16 protein-coding genes are annotated in these 19,363 nt (G+C 70.1%); 2 read left to right on the top strand and 14 right to left on the bottom strand.

All coding sequences use genetic code 11. The features are described 5' to 3' along the window. Nucleotides 1-104: 104 nt before the first annotated feature. Together AB4079_RS05140 and AB4079_RS05135 are read left to right on the top strand one after the other, a co-directional pair. Nucleotides 105-674 carry a GNAT family N-acetyltransferase gene (locus tag AB4079_RS05140; protein WP_441786208.1) on the top strand — a complete coding sequence of 190 codons (570 nt, stop codon included), beginning with the start codon at nt 105-107 and terminating at the stop codon, nt 672-674. A 26-nt stretch (nt 675-700) separates the two neighbouring features. Continuing rightward, nucleotides 701-1,588 (top strand): EamA family transporter, encoded by an 888-nt coding sequence (locus tag AB4079_RS05135; protein ID WP_441786207.1) that lies wholly within the window; start codon nt 701-703, stop codon nt 1,586-1,588. Nucleotides 1,589-1,603: 15 nt separating this feature from the next. On the opposite strand, the gene AB4079_RS05130 is transcribed toward AB4079_RS05135, so the two are convergent. From AB4079_RS05130 to hisI, 14 genes are all read right to left on the bottom strand, one after another. Continuing rightward, on the bottom strand, nt 1,604-2,485 hold the full coding sequence (locus AB4079_RS05130; protein ID WP_441786206.1) for an ABC transporter permease: 882 nt from the start codon (nt 2,483-2,485) through the stop codon (nt 1,604-1,606). Further along, nucleotides 2,472-3,407: an ABC transporter ATP-binding protein gene (locus AB4079_RS05125; protein ID WP_441786205.1), complete on the bottom strand. Its 936-nt coding sequence runs from the start codon at nt 3,405-3,407 to the stop codon at nt 2,472-2,474. The genes AB4079_RS05130 and AB4079_RS05125 overlap by 14 nt, the downstream gene beginning before the upstream one ends. Beyond that, complete coding sequence (locus AB4079_RS05120) at nt 3,404-4,462, bottom strand: LolA family protein (protein WP_441786204.1); 1,059 nt, start codon at nt 4,460-4,462, stop codon at nt 3,404-3,406. The genes AB4079_RS05125 and AB4079_RS05120 overlap by 4 nt, the downstream gene beginning before the upstream one ends. Nucleotides 4,463-4,881: 419 nt before the next feature. Continuing rightward, nucleotides 4,882-6,297, bottom strand: coding sequence for a pyruvate kinase (gene pyk / locus AB4079_RS05115; RefSeq protein ID WP_441786203.1), 1,416 nt, complete (start codon nt 6,295-6,297; stop codon nt 4,882-4,884). 79 nt (nt 6,298-6,376) lie between these two features. Further along, nucleotides 6,377-7,834, bottom strand: coding sequence for a glutamate synthase subunit beta (locus tag AB4079_RS05110; protein WP_441786202.1), 1,458 nt, complete (start codon nt 7,832-7,834; stop codon nt 6,377-6,379). Beyond that, nucleotides 7,827-12,404 carry a glutamate synthase large subunit gene (gltB, locus tag AB4079_RS05105; RefSeq protein ID WP_441786201.1) on the bottom strand — a complete coding sequence of 1,526 codons (4,578 nt, stop codon included), beginning with the start codon at nt 12,402-12,404 and terminating at the stop codon, nt 7,827-7,829. Before gltB ends, AB4079_RS05110 begins: the two co-directional genes overlap by 8 nt. A gap of 171 nt (nt 12,405-12,575) precedes the next feature. Then, complete coding sequence (gene lgt, locus AB4079_RS05100) at nt 12,576-13,565, bottom strand: prolipoprotein diacylglyceryl transferase (RefSeq protein ID WP_441786267.1); 990 nt, start codon at nt 13,563-13,565, stop codon at nt 12,576-12,578. A gap of 84 nt (nt 13,566-13,649) precedes the next feature. Next, nucleotides 13,650-14,450 carry a tryptophan synthase subunit alpha gene (gene trpA, locus AB4079_RS05095; RefSeq protein WP_441786200.1) on the bottom strand — a complete coding sequence of 267 codons (801 nt, stop codon included), beginning with the start codon at nt 14,448-14,450 and terminating at the stop codon, nt 13,650-13,652. Continuing rightward, the gene (gene trpB, locus AB4079_RS05090) at nt 14,447-15,658 is read right to left on the bottom strand and encodes a tryptophan synthase subunit beta (protein ID WP_441786199.1); all 1,212 of its coding nucleotides are present in this window, start codon (nt 15,656-15,658) and stop codon (nt 14,447-14,449) included. Before trpB ends, trpA begins: the two co-directional genes overlap by 4 nt. Continuing rightward, entirely contained in the window at nt 15,658-16,428 is a 771-nt protein-coding gene (trpC, locus tag AB4079_RS05085) for an indole-3-glycerol phosphate synthase TrpC (protein ID WP_441786198.1), read from the bottom strand. The genes trpB and trpC overlap by 1 nt, the downstream gene beginning before the upstream one ends. Nucleotides 16,429-16,431: 3 nt before the next feature. Beyond that, entirely contained in the window at nt 16,432-16,662 is a 231-nt protein-coding gene (locus AB4079_RS05080; RefSeq protein ID WP_441786197.1) for a DUF6704 family protein, read from the bottom strand. 69 nt (nt 16,663-16,731) lie between these two features. Next, complete coding sequence (locus AB4079_RS05075) at nt 16,732-17,430, bottom strand: Trp biosynthesis-associated membrane protein (RefSeq protein ID WP_441786196.1); 699 nt, start codon at nt 17,428-17,430, stop codon at nt 16,732-16,734. Further along, nucleotides 17,420-18,979 carry an anthranilate synthase component I gene (locus tag AB4079_RS05070; protein WP_441786195.1) on the bottom strand — a complete coding sequence of 520 codons (1,560 nt, stop codon included), beginning with the start codon at nt 18,977-18,979 and terminating at the stop codon, nt 17,420-17,422. The genes AB4079_RS05075 and AB4079_RS05070 overlap by 11 nt, the downstream gene beginning before the upstream one ends. Beyond that, the gene (gene hisI / locus AB4079_RS05065) at nt 18,976-19,359 is read right to left on the bottom strand and encodes a phosphoribosyl-AMP cyclohydrolase (protein ID WP_441786266.1); all 384 of its coding nucleotides are present in this window, start codon (nt 19,357-19,359) and stop codon (nt 18,976-18,978) included. Before hisI ends, AB4079_RS05070 begins: the two co-directional genes overlap by 4 nt. Between the last annotated feature and the right edge of the window lie 4 nt (nt 19,360-19,363).

Genomic DNA, 19,363 nt, shown 5'->3' with positions numbered 1-19,363 from the left:
GGTGCGGGGGTGGCTTGTCGCGAATACTACGGCCGGCAGGTGACGAAGAACAGGCATGCCGCCGGCTCTTGGCCGACGTCGGGGGTCAGCGCTAGCGTCGTGACATGAGCGACACAGTGGTCCGCCCGGTGGACGAAAGCGTGTGGGGCGACATGGAGACGGTGTTCCGCACGCCAGGCGACCCATCCGGATGCTGGTGCCAGTGGTTCCGGTTTCCCCGCTCCGGCTTCGAGGAACTGAAAGTGGCCGGCCGGCACGACCAGCTGCACGAGCAGGTGCGCGACGGGTCACCGGGAGTCCTCGCCTGGATCGACGGCGAACCGGCGGGCTGGGCGGCGGTCGAGCCGTACACGGCCTACCCGAACCTGGCCCGCTCGCCGATCACGAAGCGCCTCGAGGGAGACCCGGCCGACCCGTGGGCCGTCACGTGCTTCGTCGTGCGGACGGAGTTCCGCAGGCAGGGGGTCGCGCGCGCCCTCCTCGACGGAGCCGTCGAGCACGCCCGCGCGCAGGGGGCGGAGGTGCTCGAGGGCTACCCCGTCGACCCCGAGCTGCGGCCGTCGATCTCGACGGCGGCGCGATACCACGGCACCGTGTCGCTGTTCCGGGACGGCGGATTCGAGGTGGTGCGGCGCCCGAGCGCGATCCGCGCGATCATGCGGCGCACGCTCTGACGCCGGGCGCCCAGTAGGCTCCATCGGTGAGCTCCACCCGTCGCGACCGCCTCGTCGGCGCCGGCACCCAGGTGGCGACGGAGGTGAGCATCAACTTCGGCTCGGCCATCGCGGGGCTCCTCATCCCGGTCGTCGGGTCGATCGTTGTGGTCGCAGCGCGACAGGTCGTCACAGCCGTGGCCGTGCTGCCCTTCTACCGTCCCCGCCGCTCCGAGCTGCGCTGGCGACGTCTGTGGTCCGCGCTCGCCCTCGGCGTCGTGCTCGCCGCGATGAACCTCAGCTTCTACGAGGCCGTCGGCCGCCTCGGGCTGGGTATTGCCGCGACGATCGAGTTCCTCGGTCCGTTCGCCCTGGCCCTGGTCGGTTCACGACGCCTACTCGATGCGGGATGCGCACTCGCGGCCGCGGCGGGAGTCCTCCTCCTGACGGCGACGGAGGGCGCGATCGACCCACTCGGCGTGGTCCTCGCGCTCACGGCCGCCGCCGCCTGGGCGGCCTACATCCTGCTCACCCGGCAGGTCGCAACGCGGCTCCCGGGGCTGGAGGGGCTGAGCGTCGCCAGCGTCGTCTCGACGGTGCTGACCGTCCCGCTCGCCCTGATCGTCGTCGACGTCGCCCGACTCGATGCTCACGTACTGCTCCTGCTGCTTGCGCTCGGCGTGCTGTCGTCGGCTGTCCCCTACAGCCTCGACACATTCATCCTGCGCCGTATCACGCCGCGGCTGTACGCCGTCATCACCAGCTTCGGGCCGGTGGTCGCGACGGTGTTCGGGGTGATCGTGCTGCACGAGCGGTTCACGCTGATCCAGCTGGTCGGTATCCTCGTCGTCTGCGCAGCCGCGGCCGTGACGATCGCGACGCAGCGTGAGGCGCCGCGATCTGACCTGGAGCAGACGGCCGAAGGTGTCCCGTGAGCAGACGGGGCCGCTTCAGGACAGGATGTCCTTCGTCGTGAACCGCCCGATCGCCAGCGCGCCGAACACCGCGACGTAACCGAGCTGCAGCAGCGCGTTGTCGCCGAACGAGTCCCACGCGATGGGGTCGCGCAGGAAGTCGCCGAACCCCAGCCAGTAGTGACTGAACAACCACGGGTGAAGTCCATCCAGCTGCGGCAGCTGGTCGAGGACCTGCGAGAAGACGGCGAGCACAGCCGTCGCCGCCATGGCGCCGACGGGGACGTCGGTCAGCGTCGACAGGAACAGCCCGATCGCGCACAGCCCGAGCAACGACACGACGATGTACAGAGCGATCAGCAGGAGCCGGAGGTACGCATCCGGCAGGCTCACCTGGATCCCCGACAGGAGCGTCACCGGACCGATCGGGAACAGCAGCATGCCGATGAGCGCGCCGGCGAGACCGACCACCAGGGCCGCCGCGACGGAGAACACCGCGCAGCCGGCGTATTTGACGGCCAGCAGGCGCAGGCGCCCGGCCGGTGCGATCACGAGGTAGCGCAGAGTTCCGTGGCTCGCCTCCCCCGCGATCGTGTCGCCCGCGACGACACCGATCGTCAGCGGCAGGAACAGCGGAACGCAGACCACGAGCGCGGTGAACGCGACGAACAGGCCATTGCTGCTGATCTCGCTGAGGAAGGCCGGGCCGCGGGAGCTGCCGCCGGTGATGCGCACCGCGACGGCGATCAGGATGGGCACAGCGGCCAGCGCCGCGAGCATCGCCCAGGTGCGCCACCGCCGGAACATCACCGAGATCTCGGAGCCGAGCAGCGCCCAGCCTCCCGAGGGCCGTTCCCGTCGGGCGGCGGTGGTGGATCGCGTGGCCGGAGGCGCGGCGGTCAGTTCACTGCTCGACATCGAAGCCCTCCCCGGTGAGCTCGACGAAGCGCTCCTCCAGGCTGGAGGCGCGCACCGCGAAACCGCGCAGCCGCACGCCGTCGCCCACCAGGGCCGCCGCCAGCTGCTCGGCGGCCGGAGCCGATTCGGAGAGCGACGCCTCGACGCCAGAGGGGACGGTCTCCGGCTCCAGGCCGAAGCGCGCGAGCACGGAGACGGCGAGCGGCACATCCGGCGTCTCCACCACCACTCGCGGACCGGAACCGCGCCTCAACTCGTCCAGCGACCCCTGGGCCACCAGACGGCCCGTCCGCATGATCGCGGCGTGCGTGCACACCTGCTCGATCTCGGCCAGCAGGTGGCTCGACACGAAGACCGTCGTCCCCTCGTCGGCGAGCGACCGCACCAGGGTGCGGACCTCGCGCGTCCCCTGCGGGTCGAGCCCGTTCGTCGGCTCGTCGAGCACCAGGAGGTCACGGTCGGTGAGCAGGGCTCCGGCGATACCGAGCCGCTGCTTCATGCCGAGGGAGTACGCCCGGACGTGCTTGCCTGCCGCATGCGACAGGCCAACGCGCTCCAGCGCGGTTTCGACCCGAGACGTCCGGGTCGCGCCCGGCGCGTAGCGGTCGGCCGTGTCGCGGCGCACCAGATTCGCGGCGCCGGAGAGATACGGCGCGAACGCCGGCCCCTCCACCAGGGCGCCGACCCGCGGGAGCACGCGCGCACCCCGATCCGGCATCGCCTCACCGAGCACCTGGATGGAACCCGCCGACGGCGAAACGAGTCCGAGCAGCATCCGGATCGTCGTGGTCTTTCCGGACCCGTTCGGACCGAGGAAGCCGAACACCGAGCCGCGCGGCACGTTCAGGTCGAGGCCGTCGACGACCGCCCGCGACCGGAAGCGCTTGGTGAGCCCGCTGGTCGCGATGGCCGCGTCGGTCACTGGCCGGCTGCGTTCGCCGCCGCCTGCAGGGTCGAGACGGGCACCGCACCCGTCAGCACGCGGCCGTCGGACGTGACCAGCACCGACAGCAGCGACGAGGTCAGGGCGCGTCCACCATCCACCGGCTGCGTCAGCTGGCTGAACAGCGGGTCACCGGAGACCGAGGCCGGCGCTGAGCCCGCAGGCAGCGCGACGACGGTCGCCCATCCCTCGCCCGTCACGGTGGGCCGCGGATGAGTGCCCGCGTGCTTCGCGGCGTCGCCGCCGGTCGGCAGCTTCTGCTCGGTGACGGTGGCGCCCTTCGGCGGAGTGAAAGCGAACACCGAGGCGTCGGGCTTCTGGTCGCTGAACTGCGTGTACCCGGCCTCGAACCCCGGAGCGCTCGCGCCGCGCGGCGTGACGGCCACCTTCAGCGGGATGCCGGTCTTGCCGTCGACGGCGATCGACACGTGCCCCACCAAGGTCTGGTCGGTCCTCGGAGTCAGCACAAGGTCATAGGCGTCCCGCCCGGCCACCGACACGTTGTCGCCGAGCGTCACCTTCGTGGAGGGGTCGACGGCGTCGAGGAAGCGCTCGGCGATCTGCGAGGGAGTCGTCGCGGTCGCATCCGGAGTCGGAGCGGTCTGCTCATGGGCCGGAAGCGTCGCGTGCGACACCTTCTCGCCCGACGACTGGTAGAGCCACAGGTCGGAGCCGTTGCGGATCGCATCGCGCTCAGCCAGCTTGTCGAGCACCTGCACCCGAACCTGGGTGGGACCGTCGACCCACACCTTGGCCGTGTGGTCGGCGAGGGCGAGCTCCAGCATGTCGGCGGCGCTCGCATCCTGTGAACCGGAAGATGTGGAGGGAAGGCTCGGCAGCCCCAGGTCGGAGGTCTGCTCGACCGTGCCCGAGAACGAGCGCGTGTCGCTCGCGGCGACCAGCCGGAGCACGTCGGACGGCGACTTCACGGGCAGATCTGCGGCGCCTGCGGCCAGCGGCGTCACGATCGCAGCGGTCGCGATCGCGACCGGGATCACGACGGCCGGCGCCCAGCGCATCCAACGGTGTTCCATAGCCTGAGGATACGCGCGGGGCACCCCATCCGACCCTCCGGATTCCATGGGAGAACAGGAGTTCATCCCCTGGTCTGACACCGCGTCATACCCCCGGAGGACACGCCCCGCGGCCGTCTACAAAAAAGGGAGGACGTACGAACCGGATGGCGCCGGACCTCCTCCCATTCCGCACGCCGATCGGCGTGTCGCGGCGGATCTCCTCCGTCGCCCGCCGCAGCCACAAACGGAGGAAAGGGAGGAGATCCGATCCGCCACGCCGGGGGAAGACAGGAAACGGAGGAGGTGGGAGGTGGGGACGGATCGATGTCCTCCGTTTGCGGCGGCAAGACGGGGAGGCGCAGTGGACGAGAGGAGGCGGCCAGGAGACCGACCGACGAAAAAGGCCCCGCACGAAGCGGGGCCTTTTCCGGCCGGTGCTAGAGGACGTCGCCGACCTTGTGCACGCGGATGTCGTTGGTGGTTCCGGGGATCCCTGGAGGGGAACCGGAGATGATGATCACCTTGTCCCCGTCGACGGCACGGCCGGTGGACTTGAGGGCCTCATCCACCTGCGCGACCATCTGGTCGGTGTGGGTGACGCGGCCGACGACGAACGACTCGACGCCCCAGAACAGCGACATGCGGCGACGGACCGACTCCTCCGGCGTGAAGGCCAGGATCGGGATCCTGCTGCGAATGCGCGCCATGCGTCGTGCTGACTCGCCGGACTCGGTGAACACGCAGAGGAACTTGGCCTCGACGAAGTCGGCGACCTCGACGGCGGCCAGCGTGATCGCACCGGACTGGGTGCGCGGGCGCGTTCCGAGCGGCAGGATGCGCTCCAGACCGTGCTCCTCGGTGGAGGTGACGATCTTGGCCATGGTCTGCACCGTGACGGTCGGGTACTCGCCGACGCTGGTCTCACCCGAGAGCATGACCGCGTCCGCACCGTCGAGGACGGCGTTCGCGACGTCCGAGGTCTCGGCGCGGGTCGGCACCGGGCTGGAGATCATCGACTCGAGCATCTGCGTCGCCACGATGACCGGCTTCGCCGCACGACGAGCCAGCTCGACGGCGCGCTTCTGCACGATCGGAACCGCCTCCAGCGGCAGCTCGACGCCGAGGTCGCCGCGGGCGACCATGATGGCGTCGAACGCCTCGATGATCTCCTCCAGAGCATCGACGGCCTGGGGCTTCTCGATCTTGGCGACGACCGGGACCTTGCGGCCCTCCTCCGCCATGATCTCGTGCACGCGCTCGATGTCGGCGGCGTTCCGGACGAACGACAGCGCGATCAGGTCGGCGCCGAGCTTCAGGCCCCAGCGGAGGTCCGCCTCGTCCTTGTCGGAGAGAGCCGGCACGTTGACGGCCACGCCCGGGAGGTTGATGCCCTTGTTGTTGGACACCGGACCCGCGACGATGACCTCGGTGGTGACGACCTGGCCCTCCACCTCGACGACGCGGACGCGCACCTTGCCGTCGTCGATCAGCAGGTAGTCGCCCGCCTTGACGTCCTGCGGGAGGCCCTTGAACGTCGTCGAGGAGATCTCCTTCGTGCCGATGATGTCTTCGGTGGTGATCTTGAAGATGTCGCCTTCGGCGAGCTCGTAGGGACCTGCCTCGAACTTGCCGAGACGGATCTTGGGGCCCTGGAGGTCGACGAGAACGGCGACCGGCTTTCCGGCGTCGTCGGCGGCCTTGCGCACGTTGGCGTAGACCCCCTCGTGCACCTCGTAGCTGCCGTGGCTGAGATTCATCCGCGCCACGTCCACACCCGCGTCGATGATCGCGCGGATGTTGTCGTAGCTGGAAGTCGCCGGCCCGAGGGTCGCGACGATTTTCGCCCTTCTCATACTTCTGTTCGCTCCGTGATTCTGCGCCGACGGCGCGTTTTGTCGTGGTGGGCGCCCGGTCGTGCGGGCATTGCCTCGTTCAGACGAGGATGCCGCGGTCGGTGGGACGGATCGGAGACGGCAACTGCGTCTCCCCTTCAAGATACCGGTCAACAGCGGCCGCCGCTGCCCGGCCCTCCGCGATGGCCCAGACGATGAGGGACTGGCCGCGGCCGGCGTCGCCGGCGACGAACACGCCCTCGTGGGCCGTCTGGTACTCGCCGTCGCGCGCGACGTTGCCGCGCTCGTCGAACGGCAGACCCAGCTGCGCGGAGATGTCCTGCTGCTCAGGACCCGTGAAACCGAGCGCAAGGAGCACCAGGTCGGCTGGGATCTCTCGCTCGGTTCCGGCCTTCGGAACGCGGCGCCCGTCGAGGTACTCGGTCTCGGCCACGCGCAGGGCGCGGACCTCACCGAACTCGTTCGCGAGGAACTCGACGGTCGACGCCAGGAACTCGCGCCGTCCGCCCTCCTCGTGCGCGGTGGACACCTCGAACAGCGTCGGGGTCATCGGCCAGGGCTGGTGTCCGGGACGCTCCTCCGGCGGCTGCTTGCCGATGGCGAGGTTGGTGACGCTCGCGGCGCCCTGACGGTGCGCGGTCCCGATGCAGTCCGCGCCGGTGTCGCCGCCCCCGAGCACGACGACGTGCTTGCCGTCGGCGGTGATCTGCGCGGCGACCTGGTCGCCAGCGCCCGCCTTGTTCTGCTGCACGAGGTACTCCATCGCGAAGTGCACTCCGGCGAGCTCGCGGCCCGGGATGGGCAGGTCGCGCGGCACCAGAGCACCGGTCGCGACGACGACCGCGTCGTAGCGGGCGCGCAGGTCGTCCCAGCTGATGTCGACGCCGATGTTGACGCCCGCGCGGAAGCGGGTGCCCTCGGCCATCATCTGGTTGAGTCGCGCCTCGAGGTGCTTCTTCTCCATCTTGAAGTCGGGGATGCCGTAGCGCAGCAGGCCGCCGATCCGGTCGTCGCGCTCGTACACCGCGACCGTGTGACCGGCGCGGGTGAGCTGCTGCGCCGCGGCGAGGCCTGCAGGCCCGGAGCCGACGACGGCGACCGTCTTGCCAGTGAGGCGCTCCGGCGGGTGCGGCTGCACCCAGCCGTTCTGCCAGGCCTGGTCGATGATCGAGACCTCGACCTGCTTGATGGTGACCGCGGGCTGGTTGATGCCGAGCACGCACGACGACTCGCACGGGGCCGGGCACAGGCGTCCGGTGAACTCCGGGAAGTTGTTGGTCGCGTGCAGGCGGTCGATCGCCTGGCGTCCCTCCCCGCGCCACATCAGGTCGTTCCACTCCGGGATGAGGTTGCCTAGCGGGCAGCCGGAGTGGCAGAACGGGATGCCGCAGTCCATGCAGCGGCCTGCCTGCCGGCGCAGCTGCGCGGGGTCGCCCGCCTCGTAGACCTCTTTCCAGTCCATCAGGCGGACGGAAACGGGTCGGCGCTTCGGCAGCTCCCGCTCGGTCGTCTTCAGAAAGCCTTTAGGGTCAGCCACCGGTCACCTCCAAGATTCGGTTCCACACGATATCGCCGTCGGGGTCGAGGCCCTCGTCGACGGCCTCCTGGCGCATCTGCTGCACTGCCGCGTAGTCGCGGGGCAGTACCTTCACGAACTTCGCGACGGTCGCGTCGAAGTCCTCCAGCATCCGCTTCGCGAGCCCCGACCCGGTCTCGGCCGCGTGCTGCTCCAGCAGGTCGCGGACGATCTCGATGTCGGCGCTGCCGAGCGGCAGCAGCTCCAGCTCGCCGGTGGCAAGGGACTCCCGGTTCACGCGCTCGCGCTTCAGGTCGTACACGTACGCCGTGCCGCCGGACATTCCTGCGCCCAGGTTGCGGCCGGTGCCGCCCAGGATCACGGCCAGTCCGCCGGTCATGTACTCGAGCGCGTGGTCGCCCACGCCCTCCACGACGGCGGTTGCGCCCGAGTTGCGGACCAGGAAGCGCTCCCCCACGATGCCGCGGATGAACATGCTGCCCTGCGTCGCGCCGTACCCGATCACGTTGCCCGCGATCACGTTCCGCTCGGCGGCGAAGACGCTGTCTCGCGGCGGCTTGACGACGATCTGCCCGCCGGAGAGACCCTTGCCGACGTAGTCGTTGGAGTCGCCCTCCAGCCGCAGCGTGATTCCGGACGGCAGGAACGCACCGAGCGACTGGCCGGCGGAACCGGTCAGCGTGATGTCGATCGAGCCGGCCGGGAGGCCGTTCTGGCCGTGGCGGAGGGTCACCTCGTGCCCCAGCATGGTGCCGACGGCGCGCTCGGTGTTGCGGATCGGGAGGCTGAGCTCCAGGTGCCCACCGGCCGCCAGGACCTCCTGCGCAGCCTCGATCAGCTGGACGTCGAAGTGCTGCTCCAGCTCGTGGTCCTGCTTCCGGCCGTTGCGACGCGGTGCCTCCGGGCCGAACGCCGGACCGTGCAGGATGGGCGCAAGGTCGAGCCCGGACGCCTTCCAGTGGTCGATCGCGCTGTCCACATCCAGCAGCTCGGCGTGGCCGATCGCCTCGTCGAGTGTCCGGAAGCCGAGCGCCGCGAGGTACTCGCGCACCTCCTCGGCGATGAACTCGAAGAAGTTGACCACGAACTCCGGCTTGCCGGCGAACCGCGCCCGCAACTCCGGGTTCTGGGTCGCGACGCCGACCGGGCAGGTGTCGAGGTGGCAGACGCGCATCATGACGCAGCCGGAGACCACCAGCGGCGCCGTGGCGAAGCCGAACTCCTCGGCTCCGAGCAGCGCACCGACGATGACGTCGCGGCCGGTCTTCAGCTGCCCGTCGACCTGCACGACGACGCGCTCGCGCATCCCGTTCAGCATCAGGGTCTGCTGCGTCTCGGCAAGGCCGAGCTCCCACGGCGTGCCCGCGTGCTTCAGCGAGTTCACCGGGGAGGCACCCGTTCCGCCGTCGTGGCCGGAGACCAGGATGACGTCGGCCAGCGCCTTCGCCGTGCCGGCGGCGACCGCGCCGATGCCCGACTCGGAGACCAGCTTGACGTGGATGCGGGCGCCCGGGTTGGCGCGCTTCAGGTCGAAGATGAGCTGCTTGAGGTCTTCGATCGAGTAGATGTCGTGGTGCGGGGGCGGTGAGATCAGGCCGACTCCGGCGGTCGCGTGCCGGGTGCGCGCGACCCACGGGTACACCTTGGTCGGCGGCAGCTGGCCGCCCTCGCCGGGCTTCGCGCCCTGGGCGAGCTTGATCTGGATGTCGTCGGCGTGCGTCAGGTACATCGACGTGACGCCGAACCGGCCGGACGCGACCTGCTTGATCGCGCTGCGGCGCTCCGGGTCGAGCAGGCGGTCGAGGTCTTCGCCGCCCTCACCGGTGTTCGACTTCGCGCCGAGCCGGTTCATGGCGATCGCGAGGGTCTCGTGCGCCTCCTTCGAGATGGATCCGTAGCTCATCGCGCCCGTCGAGAACCGCTTCACGATGGACGAGACGGACTCGACCTCGTCGATCGGCACAGGCGGACGCTGGCCCTCCTTGAGCGTGAACATTCCGCGCAGGGTCATCAGCGACTCGGACTGGTCGTCGATCAGCTTCGTGTACTCGCGGAACACGTCGTACCGACGGGTGCGCGTGGCGTGCTGCAGCCGGAACACCGTCTCCGGGTTGAAGAGGTGCGGCGATCCGTCGCGACGCCACTGGTACTCGCCACCGGTCGCCAGGCGCTCGTGCGCCAGGGCTGCGCCCTCGGAGGGGTAGGCGCTCTCGTGGCGGGCGAGGTTCTCGGCCGCGATCACGTCGATCCCGACCCCGCCGAGCTTGCTCGTGGTGCCGGTGAAGTACTGGTCGACGAACTCCTGGCTGAGCCCGACCGCCTCGAACGCCTGTGCTCCGGCGTAGGACGAGACCGTCGAGATGCCCATCTTGGACATGATCTTCAGCACGCCCTTGCCGAGCGCCTTGATGACGTTCTTGACCGCCTTCTCCGGCGTGACGCCGGTGATCATCCCGCTGCGGACGAGCTCCTCGCAGGTCTCCATCGCCAGGTACGGGTTGATCGCCGACGCGCCGTAGCCGATCAGCAGTGCGACGTGGTGCACCTCGCGCACGTCACCGGCCTCGACGATGAGACCGGCCTTCATGCGGGTCTCCGAGCGGATCAGGTGGTGGTGCACCGCGGCCAGCATCAGCAGCGACGGGATGGGCGCAAGGTCTTTCGTGGAGTCGCGGTCGCTGAGCACGATGAACTGGGCGCCGGCGGCGATGGCCTCGTCGACCTCGTCGCACATCTCGGCCAGCCGGCGCTCGAGCGCATCCGGCCCCGCGTCGGACCGGTACAGGCCCCGCACGGTGGTGGTCAGCGTGCTGCCGATCCTCGGGTCGATGTGCTGGATCTTCGCCAGCTCGTCGTTGTCGATCACCGGGAAGTCGAGCACGACCTGCTTCGCGTGCTCCGGGCCGGCGTCGAGGAGGTTGCGCTCCGGACCGAGACCGAGCTTGAGCGAGGTGACGACCTCTTCGCGGATGGAGTCGAGCGGCGGGTTGGTGACCTGCGCGAACTGTTGGGTGAAGTAGTCGAACAGCAGGCGCGGGCGCTCGGAGAGCACCGCGACCGGTGTGTCCGACCCCATCGCGCCGAGCGGCTCGGCGCCGGTGGTCGCCATCGGCTTCAGGAGGATGCGGACTTCTTCTTCGGTGTAACCGAACGTCCGCTGGCGGCGCACGATCGACGCCGGGGTGTGGACGATGTGCTCGCGCTCCGGGAGGTCCTTCAGGTTGATCCTGCCCTCATCCAGCCACTCGCCGTAGGGCGCGGCGGACGCGAGCTCGGACTTGATCTCCTCGTCCTCGATCAGCCGCCCGGCGACTGTGTCGACCAAGAACATGCGGCCGGGGCGGAGGCGGCCCTTGCGGACGACGCGGCTCGGGTCGATGTCGAGCACGCCGATCTCGGACGCCAGGACGACGAGGCCGTCGTTGGTCACTACGTAGCGTCCGGGGCGCAGGCCGTTGCGGTCGAGCGTGGCGCCGACCAGCGAGCCGTCGGTGAACACGATCGCGGCGGGGCCGTCCCACGGCTCCATGAGCATCGAGTGGTACTCGTAGAACGCGCGGCGGACGGGGTCGATCTCGGTCTGGTTCTCCCAGGCCTCCGGCACCATCATCATGACGGCGTGCGGCAGCGGGCGCCCGCTCAGCGAGATGAGCTCGACGACCTCGTCGAACGAGGCGGAGTCGGAGGCGCCGGGGGTCACCACGGGCAGGATCGGGCTCAGGTCGCCGAGGAGTTCGCTCTCCAGCTGGGACTGGCGGGCGCGCATCCAGTTGCGGTTGCCCTGCACCGTATTGATCTCGCCGTTGTGGGCGATCATGCGGAACGGCTGCGCGAGCGGCCAGGACGGGAACGTGTTGGTCGAGTACCGCGAGTGCACCAGCGCCAGCTTCGACGCGAAGCGCTCGTCGGAGAGGTCCGGGTAGAACGGCTCCAGCTGGAGCGTCGTGACCATGCCCTTGTAGACGATCGTGCGGCTCGAGAGCGACGAGAAGTACAGGTCGAGCTCGCGCTCGGCGCGCTTGCGCAGGAAGAACGTCTGCCGGTCGATGGCGATCCCGGAGGCCGGCTCACCGTCGTCGCCGACACGCGTCGACGCGACGAAGAGCTGCTCGACGACGGGCATCGCCTGGCGCGCCAGGGTTCCCAGCTCCTCCGGACGCACCGGCACCGGTCGCCAGCCGAGGACGCTCAGCTCGTGGTCGCCCGCGATGGACTCGAGCGCAAACTTGATCTCGGCCCGCTCCTCCTCGCTGCTCGGCAGGAAGGCGTTGCCGACCGCGTACCGCCCGGCCGGCGGGAGCTCGAACCCGGCGACGGCGCGCAGGAACGCGTCAGGGACCTGGGTGATGATGCCCGCACCGTCGCCGGTGCCCGCGTCGGAGCCGACCGCGCCGCGGTGCTCCAGGTGACGCAGCGCCTCGAGGGCGGCGTCGATGATGTCGTGCCCGGCGGTGCCGCGGAGCGTCGCGACCATGGCGAGGCCACAGGCGTCCTTCTCGTGGGCAGGGTCGTACAGGCCCTGTGGGCCTGGCACGGTCCCGAAGCGGGAATGGGGAGGCGTGAGCGCCATCTGTCGACCGTCCTCACAGTGTCGTGGATGTGGGGATGCTGGGTGCGGGGACGCCTTCGGCCCGATGCTGGGAGGTTTCCGCCGCGCAGCCTGGACCGGGTACGGCCAGGCTTTTCGTGCGGTCAGGTGCGTGGGATCGCCTCGACGGTTCTTACTTCAGGCCGTCGGGAATCATCCGTTCGTGGGGCTTGTGGCCTTGGCCGAAGCGGACCCGGCAGGCACACCGTCTGCATCGGCGGTGTCCTCATCCTCCAGGTCCGTGTCGTCAGAGTCTACCTCAGCATCCGGCCCGACCCATTCACGACCCGGACGGTACGGGCTCGGCTCGAGTCCGGGGTGCCGGGACGTCTGCACGGAGAAGATGATCAGGCCGAGCACGATGGCGACGAATGCCGCCCAGACGTTGGACGGGATACCGAGGAACGAGAACTCGCTCGGGTCGATGCGGATGGACTCCAGGTAGGAGCGGCCGACGCCGTACCAGACCAGGTACAGGGCGAAGAGCCTCCCCCACTGCAGCGTGAACTTGCGCCCGAGGAAGACCAGGAGGGCCACGCCGATGAGGTTCCAGATGATCTCGTAGAGGAAGAGCGGCTGGAAGAGGGTGCCGTCGGGCAGGCCCACCGGGATGGCTTTGTTGCTCGAGTCGATCTGGAGGCCCCAGGGCAGGTCGGTCGGGAGGCCGAACAGCTCCTGGTTGAACCAGTTGCCGAGACGGCCGACCGCCTGGGCGAAGAGCAGCGCCGGAGCCAGCGCGTCCGCGAACGTCCAGAAGCGGATGCCGGTCCAGCGGCAGCCGATCCAGGCGCCGACGGCGCCGCCGATCAGCGAACCGAAGATGGCGTTGCCGCCCTCCCAGATGGCGAAGACCTTCCACGGGTCGGCGCCCGGGTAGAAGTAGTCGGCCGGGTGGGTGAACACGTGGTAGAGCCGCGCGCCGATGATACCGAGGACGACGACCGGGATTAGAATGTCGAGCACCACGCCCGGCTCGGCGCCGCGCTTCGTCAGGCGGCGCGATGTCCACATCGCGGCGATGACGATCCCGATCAGGATCATGATCGCGTACGTCTGTATGCGCCAGTGCAAACCGAAGATATCGATCGGGATCTGCTGCCACTCCGGCCCGGGGCTGGGAATGCTGGCGTACCAGCTGCTCATGGTCAGGGTCACCCGAGGACTCTCTTTCGATCAGGTTGGGATGCGGCGCAAACGCGTCGCGCGCCACATTAGTTTAGGACGCGGTCAGGGGCGGATCGTGCCGCGTGCCAGGGACGCGGCCACCCGGCCGGCCTCGGCGACGCCGCCGTCGCCCAGCGCCTTGACCAGCGCCGAGCCGACGATCGCACCGTCCGCGTACTCCAGGACCTCTGCCACCTGCGCTCCGGAGGAGATCCCCAGCCCGACGCAGGCGCTCGTGGCGCCCGCCTCGCGGAGGCGGCCGACGAGTGTACGCGCGGCAGCATCCACGTCGGTCCTGGCGCCGGTGATGCCCATGGTCGAGACGGCGTAGACGAAGCCGCGGCTCAGGTCGACAGTCTGCTTGAGGCGCACGTCGGTGGAGCTGGGGGCGGCGAGGAACACACGGTCGAGCCCGGCACGGTCGGACGCCGCGAGCCAGTCGGCGCCCTCGTCCGGGATCAGGTCGGGCGTGATGAGGCCCGCTCCCCCGGCCTCGACGAGGTCGTCGGCGAAACGGTCGACGCCGTACTGCAGCACCGGGTTCCAGTACGTCATCACCAGGACAGGGATGTCGACCCGGGTGGTGATCTCGCGGACGGCCGTGAAGCCGTCGCGCAGGCGGAAGCCCGCGCTCAGGGCCTGCTGCGTCGCCGCCTGGATGACGGTGCCGTCCATCACCGGGTCGGAGTACGGGAGGCCGAGCTCGATGACGTCGACGCCGTTCTCCGCGAGGGCGACAGCAGCATCCACGCTCGTCCGCAGGTCCGGGAACCCGGCAGGCAGGTACCCGATCAGGGCTCCTGCCGCCTCGGCGTTGCGGCGAGCGATCGTGTCGGCGACACGGCTCTCGACGACCGCGTTCACGACTGCACCGCGTCGGGGTCGAGCAGGTCGAAGTAGCGGCCGGCGGTCTCCATGTCTTTGTCGCCGCGGCCGCTGAGGTTCACCAGGATGGTGGCCTCCGGCCCGAGCTCGCGGCCGAGGACCAGCGCGCCGGCGAGGGCGTGCGCCGACTCGATGGCCGGGATGATGCCCTCGGTGCGGCTCAGCAGGCTCAGGGCGTCCATGGCGTCCGCATCCGACACCGGACGGTATTCGGCGCGGCCGATCTTCGCCAGCCAGGCGTGCTCCGGACCGACGCCCGGGTAGTCGAGGCCCGCCGAGATCGAGTGGGATTCGATGGTCTGGCCGTCCTCGTCCTGCAGCAGCATCGAGCGCGCACCGTGCAGCACCCCGGGCCGGCCTTTCGTGATCGTGGCCGCGTGCCGCGGGGTGTCCGCGCCTTCGCCGCCCGCCTCGTAGCCGACCAGGCGCACATCCTCGTCATCCAGGAACGCGTGGAAGATGCCCATCGCGTTCGAGCCGCCGCCCACGCAGGCGACGACCGCGTCGGGGAGGCGACCGGTCAGCGCGAGGACCTGCTCGCGCGCTTCTTCGCCGATGATCTTCTGCAGGTCGCGGACCATCGCCGGGAAGGGATGCGGCCCGGCCACGGTGCCGAAGATGTAGTTGGTGTGCTCGACGTTCGTCACCCAGTCGCGCATCGCATCGTTGATGGCGTCCTTGAGCGTGCGCGAGCCGGTCTTGACGGCGACGACCTCGGCGCCGAGGAGGCGCATGCGGGCCACATTGAGCGCCTGGCGCTCTGTGTCGACCTCGCCCATGTAGATGGTGCACTCCAGGCCGAAGAGGGCCGCAGCCGTCGCGGTCGCGACGCCGTGCTGGCCCGCGCCGGTCTCGGCGATCACCCGGGTCTTGCCGATGCGCTTGGTGAGGATGGCCTGCCCCAGCACGTTGTTGATCTTGTGCGAGCCGGTGTGGTTCAGGTCTTCACGCTTCAGGATGATGCGCGCGCCCCCCGCATGTTCTGCGAAGCGCGGCACCTCCGTGATGATCGACGGACGGCCGGTGTAGCTGCGGTGCAGCTCGTCCAGCTCGGCATGGAATGCGGGGTCTGCCTTCGCCTCCTCCCACGCCGCGGACAGCTCGTCGAGCGCTGCGACCAGCGACTCGGGGACGAACCGCCCGCCGAAGTCGCCGAAATACGGACCCTGCTCAGTGCGGAGGGACATCAGACTCCCAGGAATTCTCCGAGCGTCGCGACGGGGTCGCTCGTCACGAGCGCCTCGCCGACGAGCACGACATCGGCGCCCGCAGCCCGGTAGTGCGCGACGTCGTCGGCCGACTTCACGGCAGACTCCGCCACGCGGATGACGCCGGACGGGATGCGTTCGGCCAGGCGGCCGAACAGGTCCCGATCCAGCTCGAACGTTGTGAGGTCGCGGGCGTTCACACCCACGAGGCCGGCGCCGGTGTCGAGCGCGCGGCTCAGCTCCTCGGCCGAGTGCGCCTCCACCAGGGAGGTCATGCCGAGCTGCGTGATCAGCTCGTGCAACTCCACCAGGCGCGGCTGGTCGAGTGCCGCGACGATCAGCAGCACCAGGTCGGCGCCCGCGGCGCGGGCCTCGAACACCTGGTACGGGTCGGTCACGAACTCCTTGCGCAGCACCGGGATGGACACGGCGTCACGCACGGCTTCCAGGTCGGCCAGCGAGCCGTGGAACCGGCGCTCCTCGGTCAGCACGCTGATGGCGCTGGCGCCTCCGGTCTCATAGGAGACGGCGAGAGCGGCCGCGTCCGGGATGGCGGCGAGGGCCCCGCGGGACGGGCTGGCGCGCTTCACCTCGGCGATGACCTTGACGCGCTCGGCCGGTGCGAGGGCCGCCAGCGCATCCAGTGCCGCTGGGCGCGCGAGGGCGTCCGCCTCCACCTGGGCGAGCGGGCGATCGGTGCGCCGCCGGTCAGCGTCTTCCCGTGCGCCGGCGACGAGGTCGGCGAGCACGGATCAGTGGCCCTTCGGGGTGTACTTGGAGCCGCCCACTCCGTAGCCCACGCGCTTCATGATGCCGCCGACGATGAGCCCGATGATCGCGAGTCCCGCTGCCGCCCAGACGATGAGCGGGGCGTCGTAGAAGAAGGCGACCGCGCCGATCGTGAACGCGACCAGCATGATGATCACGGCCGTCCACGCCGCCGGCGAGTGACCGTGACCTGGCTCGACTGACTCGCTGCTCATGGGACTCCTGCACGTCGGGTGCGGGCCGGACGGCCCGCACGGGGATGGAACGGAAAACAGTCTAGTGGCTCACCGCGTCGGGTCGTCGCCCCGTGTCAGCTCGTCCCAGCTGTCGATCGCGGCGTCGCGGTCGAGCGTCGACGGCTCTTCCGATGCGCCGTCGAGCGTGTCGGATGACGGTGTCGCGCCGCCGTCGGCGGCCTCGGCGACGACCTCCTCGGCCGGGCGGCCATCCTCGCCGGCGAACCGGGTCTGGTACTTGCGCGACGGACCGGGCCAGAGCCGCGAGAAGACGACGACGGCCGCCGCGGCGACGATGATCAGCGCGCCGGCGACCATCGCGAGCCAGGGCCAGAACTCCGTCTCGACCGAGTGCACGAGGTGCCGGATGGACGCATCCCCGGCCACGCCCGTCGCGGAGGTGATCGCGGACGCCGACGCCCGCACGGCATCCGACACCGCGGTGATCGCCGAGATCAACACGGAGACACCGAGCAGTACCCCGAGCAGGGCGAGGACGATCCGGAACACCGGACCGGCGATGGCCAGCGCAGCGGTGAGCGCCAATCCGGCCAGGGCGAGTGCCGTCAGGGCGGGCGCAGCGACCGAGCCCGCGACGGTCACCGAGCTGGAATGGTTCGCCGTGTCGGTCAGCCGGATGGTGAACCAGGGCTGCGTCGCGGCCAGCAGTGCGAGACCGCTCCCCACCACGAGGAGCAGCATCGTGAGGTACTTGGCGCGGCGGCCAGCAGCCTGATCAGCGGGCATCGGAGACCCGCCTCATGGCGTTCGCGACGGCCACCGCGCGCAGCGGCGCGGCCGCCTTGTTCTGCGACTCCTGGAACTCGCTCTCCGGCACCGAGTCGGCCACCAGTCCCCCGCCCGCCTGGACCCGCGCGACGCCGTCCATGATCGTGGCGGTCCGGATCGCGATCGCGAGGTCCGCATCCCCCGCGAAGTCGAAGTAGCCGATCACGCCCCCGTAGACGCCACGCTGCGCGGGCTCCAGCTCGTCGATGATCCGCAGCGCCATCGGCTTCGGGGCGCCGGACAGCGTGCCGGCCGGGAAGGTCGCCCGGAACGCGTCGATCGCCGTCGCCTGCGGCCGCAGGTCGCCCTCGACCGACGAGACGATGTGCATGATGTGGCTGAACCGCTCGATGCGCATGAACTCCGTCACCTCAACGGTTCCGGCCTCGCACACCTTGAGCAGGTCGTTGCGGGCGAGGTCGACGAGCATGAGGTGCTCGGCGCGCTCCTTGTCGTCGGCGAGCAGCGACGCCTCCAGCTCGAGGTCCTCCTCGGGGGTGGCGCCGCGCGGGCGTGAACCGGCGATGGGATGCGTGAACGCGCGTCCCTCCTGCACCTTCACCAGGGCTTCGGGTGACGACCCGACGATCTGGTACGGCTCGCCGCCCGGCTTCTCGAGCGAGAGCAGGTACATGTACGGGCTCGGGTTGAGCGTGCGCAGCACGCGGTAGACATCGACGGCAGGCGCCGTGCACTCCAGCTCGAAGCGCTGCGAGATGACGACCTGGAAGATGTCGCCGTCGACGATCCGCTGCTTCGCAGTGACCACCGAAGCGAGGAAGTCCTCGCGCTGCGTGCGCGACACCGGCTCGGCGGGCGTCGCGAGGTCGACCTCCTCGAGCCACGCCTCGGACGGCTGCGCCAGCTCGCTCTGCATGCGATCGAGGCGCTGCTGCGCATCCGCCCACAGCTCATCGGCGCTGTCTGTTCCGTCTGCCAGTGCGTTGGCGATCAGCTTCACGGTGCCCGAGCGGTGGTCGAGCACGACGAGGTCGGAGACGAAGGCGAGCGCCTGCCCGGGTACGTCCACCTCGACGGGCGGCGCGTCCGGCAGCCGTTCGATCTGGCGGATCGCCTCCCAGCCGATGAAGCCGACGAGACCGCCGGTCAGCGGCGGGAGGCCGGGGATGCGCGGCGTCTCCCAGCGCGCGTGCAAGGCGGCGAGAGCCTCCAACGGGCGGAGGGAGGCTGCCGTGCCGAGCGCGCGCTCCGCCGGGAGGCCGTAGTCGAGCCAGCGCACGTCGTCGCCCACCTGGGTGAGGACGCCGAAGGATGCGGCGCCGACGAACGAGAAGCGCCCCCAGATGCCGCCCTGCTCGGCCGACTCCAGCAGGAACGTGCCCGGCCGTCCGGCGGCGAGCTTGCGGTAGATGCCGACCGGCGTCTCGCCGTCGGCGAAAAGCTCCCGGATCACGGGGACCACGCGGTGATCGGCCACCAGAGCGTCGAAGTCCGCGCGGGTCGTCGTCGCGGTCGCCGTGCCGATCCCCGAGGCGCCCACGGTCACAGGTCGGCCGCCTCGATGTCGGGGCTGGCGCCGACGGCCGGCTCCAGCACATCCGCGTCGAAGCAGGTGCGCGTGCCCGTGTGGCATGCCGCGCCCACCTGATCCACCGTCACCAGCAGCGTGTCGCCGTCGCAGTCGAGCGCGGCCCCCTTCACGTACTGCACGTGACCGGAGGTGTCGCCCTTCCGCCAGTACTCCTTGCGCGAGCGGGACCAGAACGTGACCCGGCCCTCGCTCATGGTCCGGCGGAACGCCTCCGCGTCCATCCACCCCATCATGAGCACCTCGCGGGTGTCCCACTGCTGGATGATGGCGGGCACCAGTCCGGCATCGGTGAAGCGGATGCGCTCCAGCACGGCGTCGGTCGACGTCTCGTTCATCGAG

This window comes from Leifsonia sp. 2MCAF36 (genome assembly GCF_052115525.1).
Lineage (GTDB): Bacteria > Actinomycetota > Actinomycetes > Actinomycetales > Microbacteriaceae > Leifsonia.
The sequence above is the reverse complement of the archived record's forward strand: the minus strand, read 5'-3'. Positions and strand labels throughout refer to the sequence as shown.

Excerpts from the sequence above, each read along its gene's own strand:
- gltB (WP_441786201.1), bottom strand. The coding sequence starts at position 12,404 with ATGGCGCTCACGCCTCCCCATTCCCGCTTCGGGACCGTGCCAGGCCCA.
- lgt (WP_441786267.1), bottom strand. The coding sequence starts at position 13,565 with ATGAGCAGCTGGTACGCCAGCATTCCCAGCCCCGGGCCGGAGTGGCAG.
- AB4079_RS05130 (WP_441786206.1), bottom strand. The coding sequence starts at position 2,485 with ATGTCGAGCAGTGAACTGACCGCCGCGCCTCCGGCCACGCGATCCACC.
- AB4079_RS05140 (WP_441786208.1), top strand. The coding sequence starts at position 105 with ATGAGCGACACAGTGGTCCGCCCGGTGGACGAAAGCGTGTGGGGCGAC.
- AB4079_RS05080 (WP_441786197.1), bottom strand. The coding sequence starts at position 16,662 with ATGAGCAGCGAGTCAGTCGAGCCAGGTCACGGTCACTCGCCGGCGGCG.
- AB4079_RS05075 (WP_441786196.1), bottom strand. The coding sequence starts at position 17,430 with ATGCCCGCTGATCAGGCTGCTGGCCGCCGCGCCAAGTACCTCACGATG.
- trpB (WP_441786199.1), bottom strand. The coding sequence starts at position 15,658 with ATGTCCCTCCGCACTGAGCAGGGTCCGTATTTCGGCGACTTCGGCGGG.
- hisI (WP_441786266.1), bottom strand. The coding sequence starts at position 19,359 with ATGAACGAGACGTCGACCGACGCCGTGCTGGAGCGCATCCGCTTCACC.
- AB4079_RS05120 (WP_441786204.1), bottom strand. The coding sequence starts at position 4,462 with ATGGAACACCGTTGGATGCGCTGGGCGCCGGCCGTCGTGATCCCGGTC.
- pyk (WP_441786203.1), bottom strand. The coding sequence starts at position 6,297 with ATGAGAAGGGCGAAAATCGTCGCGACCCTCGGGCCGGCGACTTCCAGC.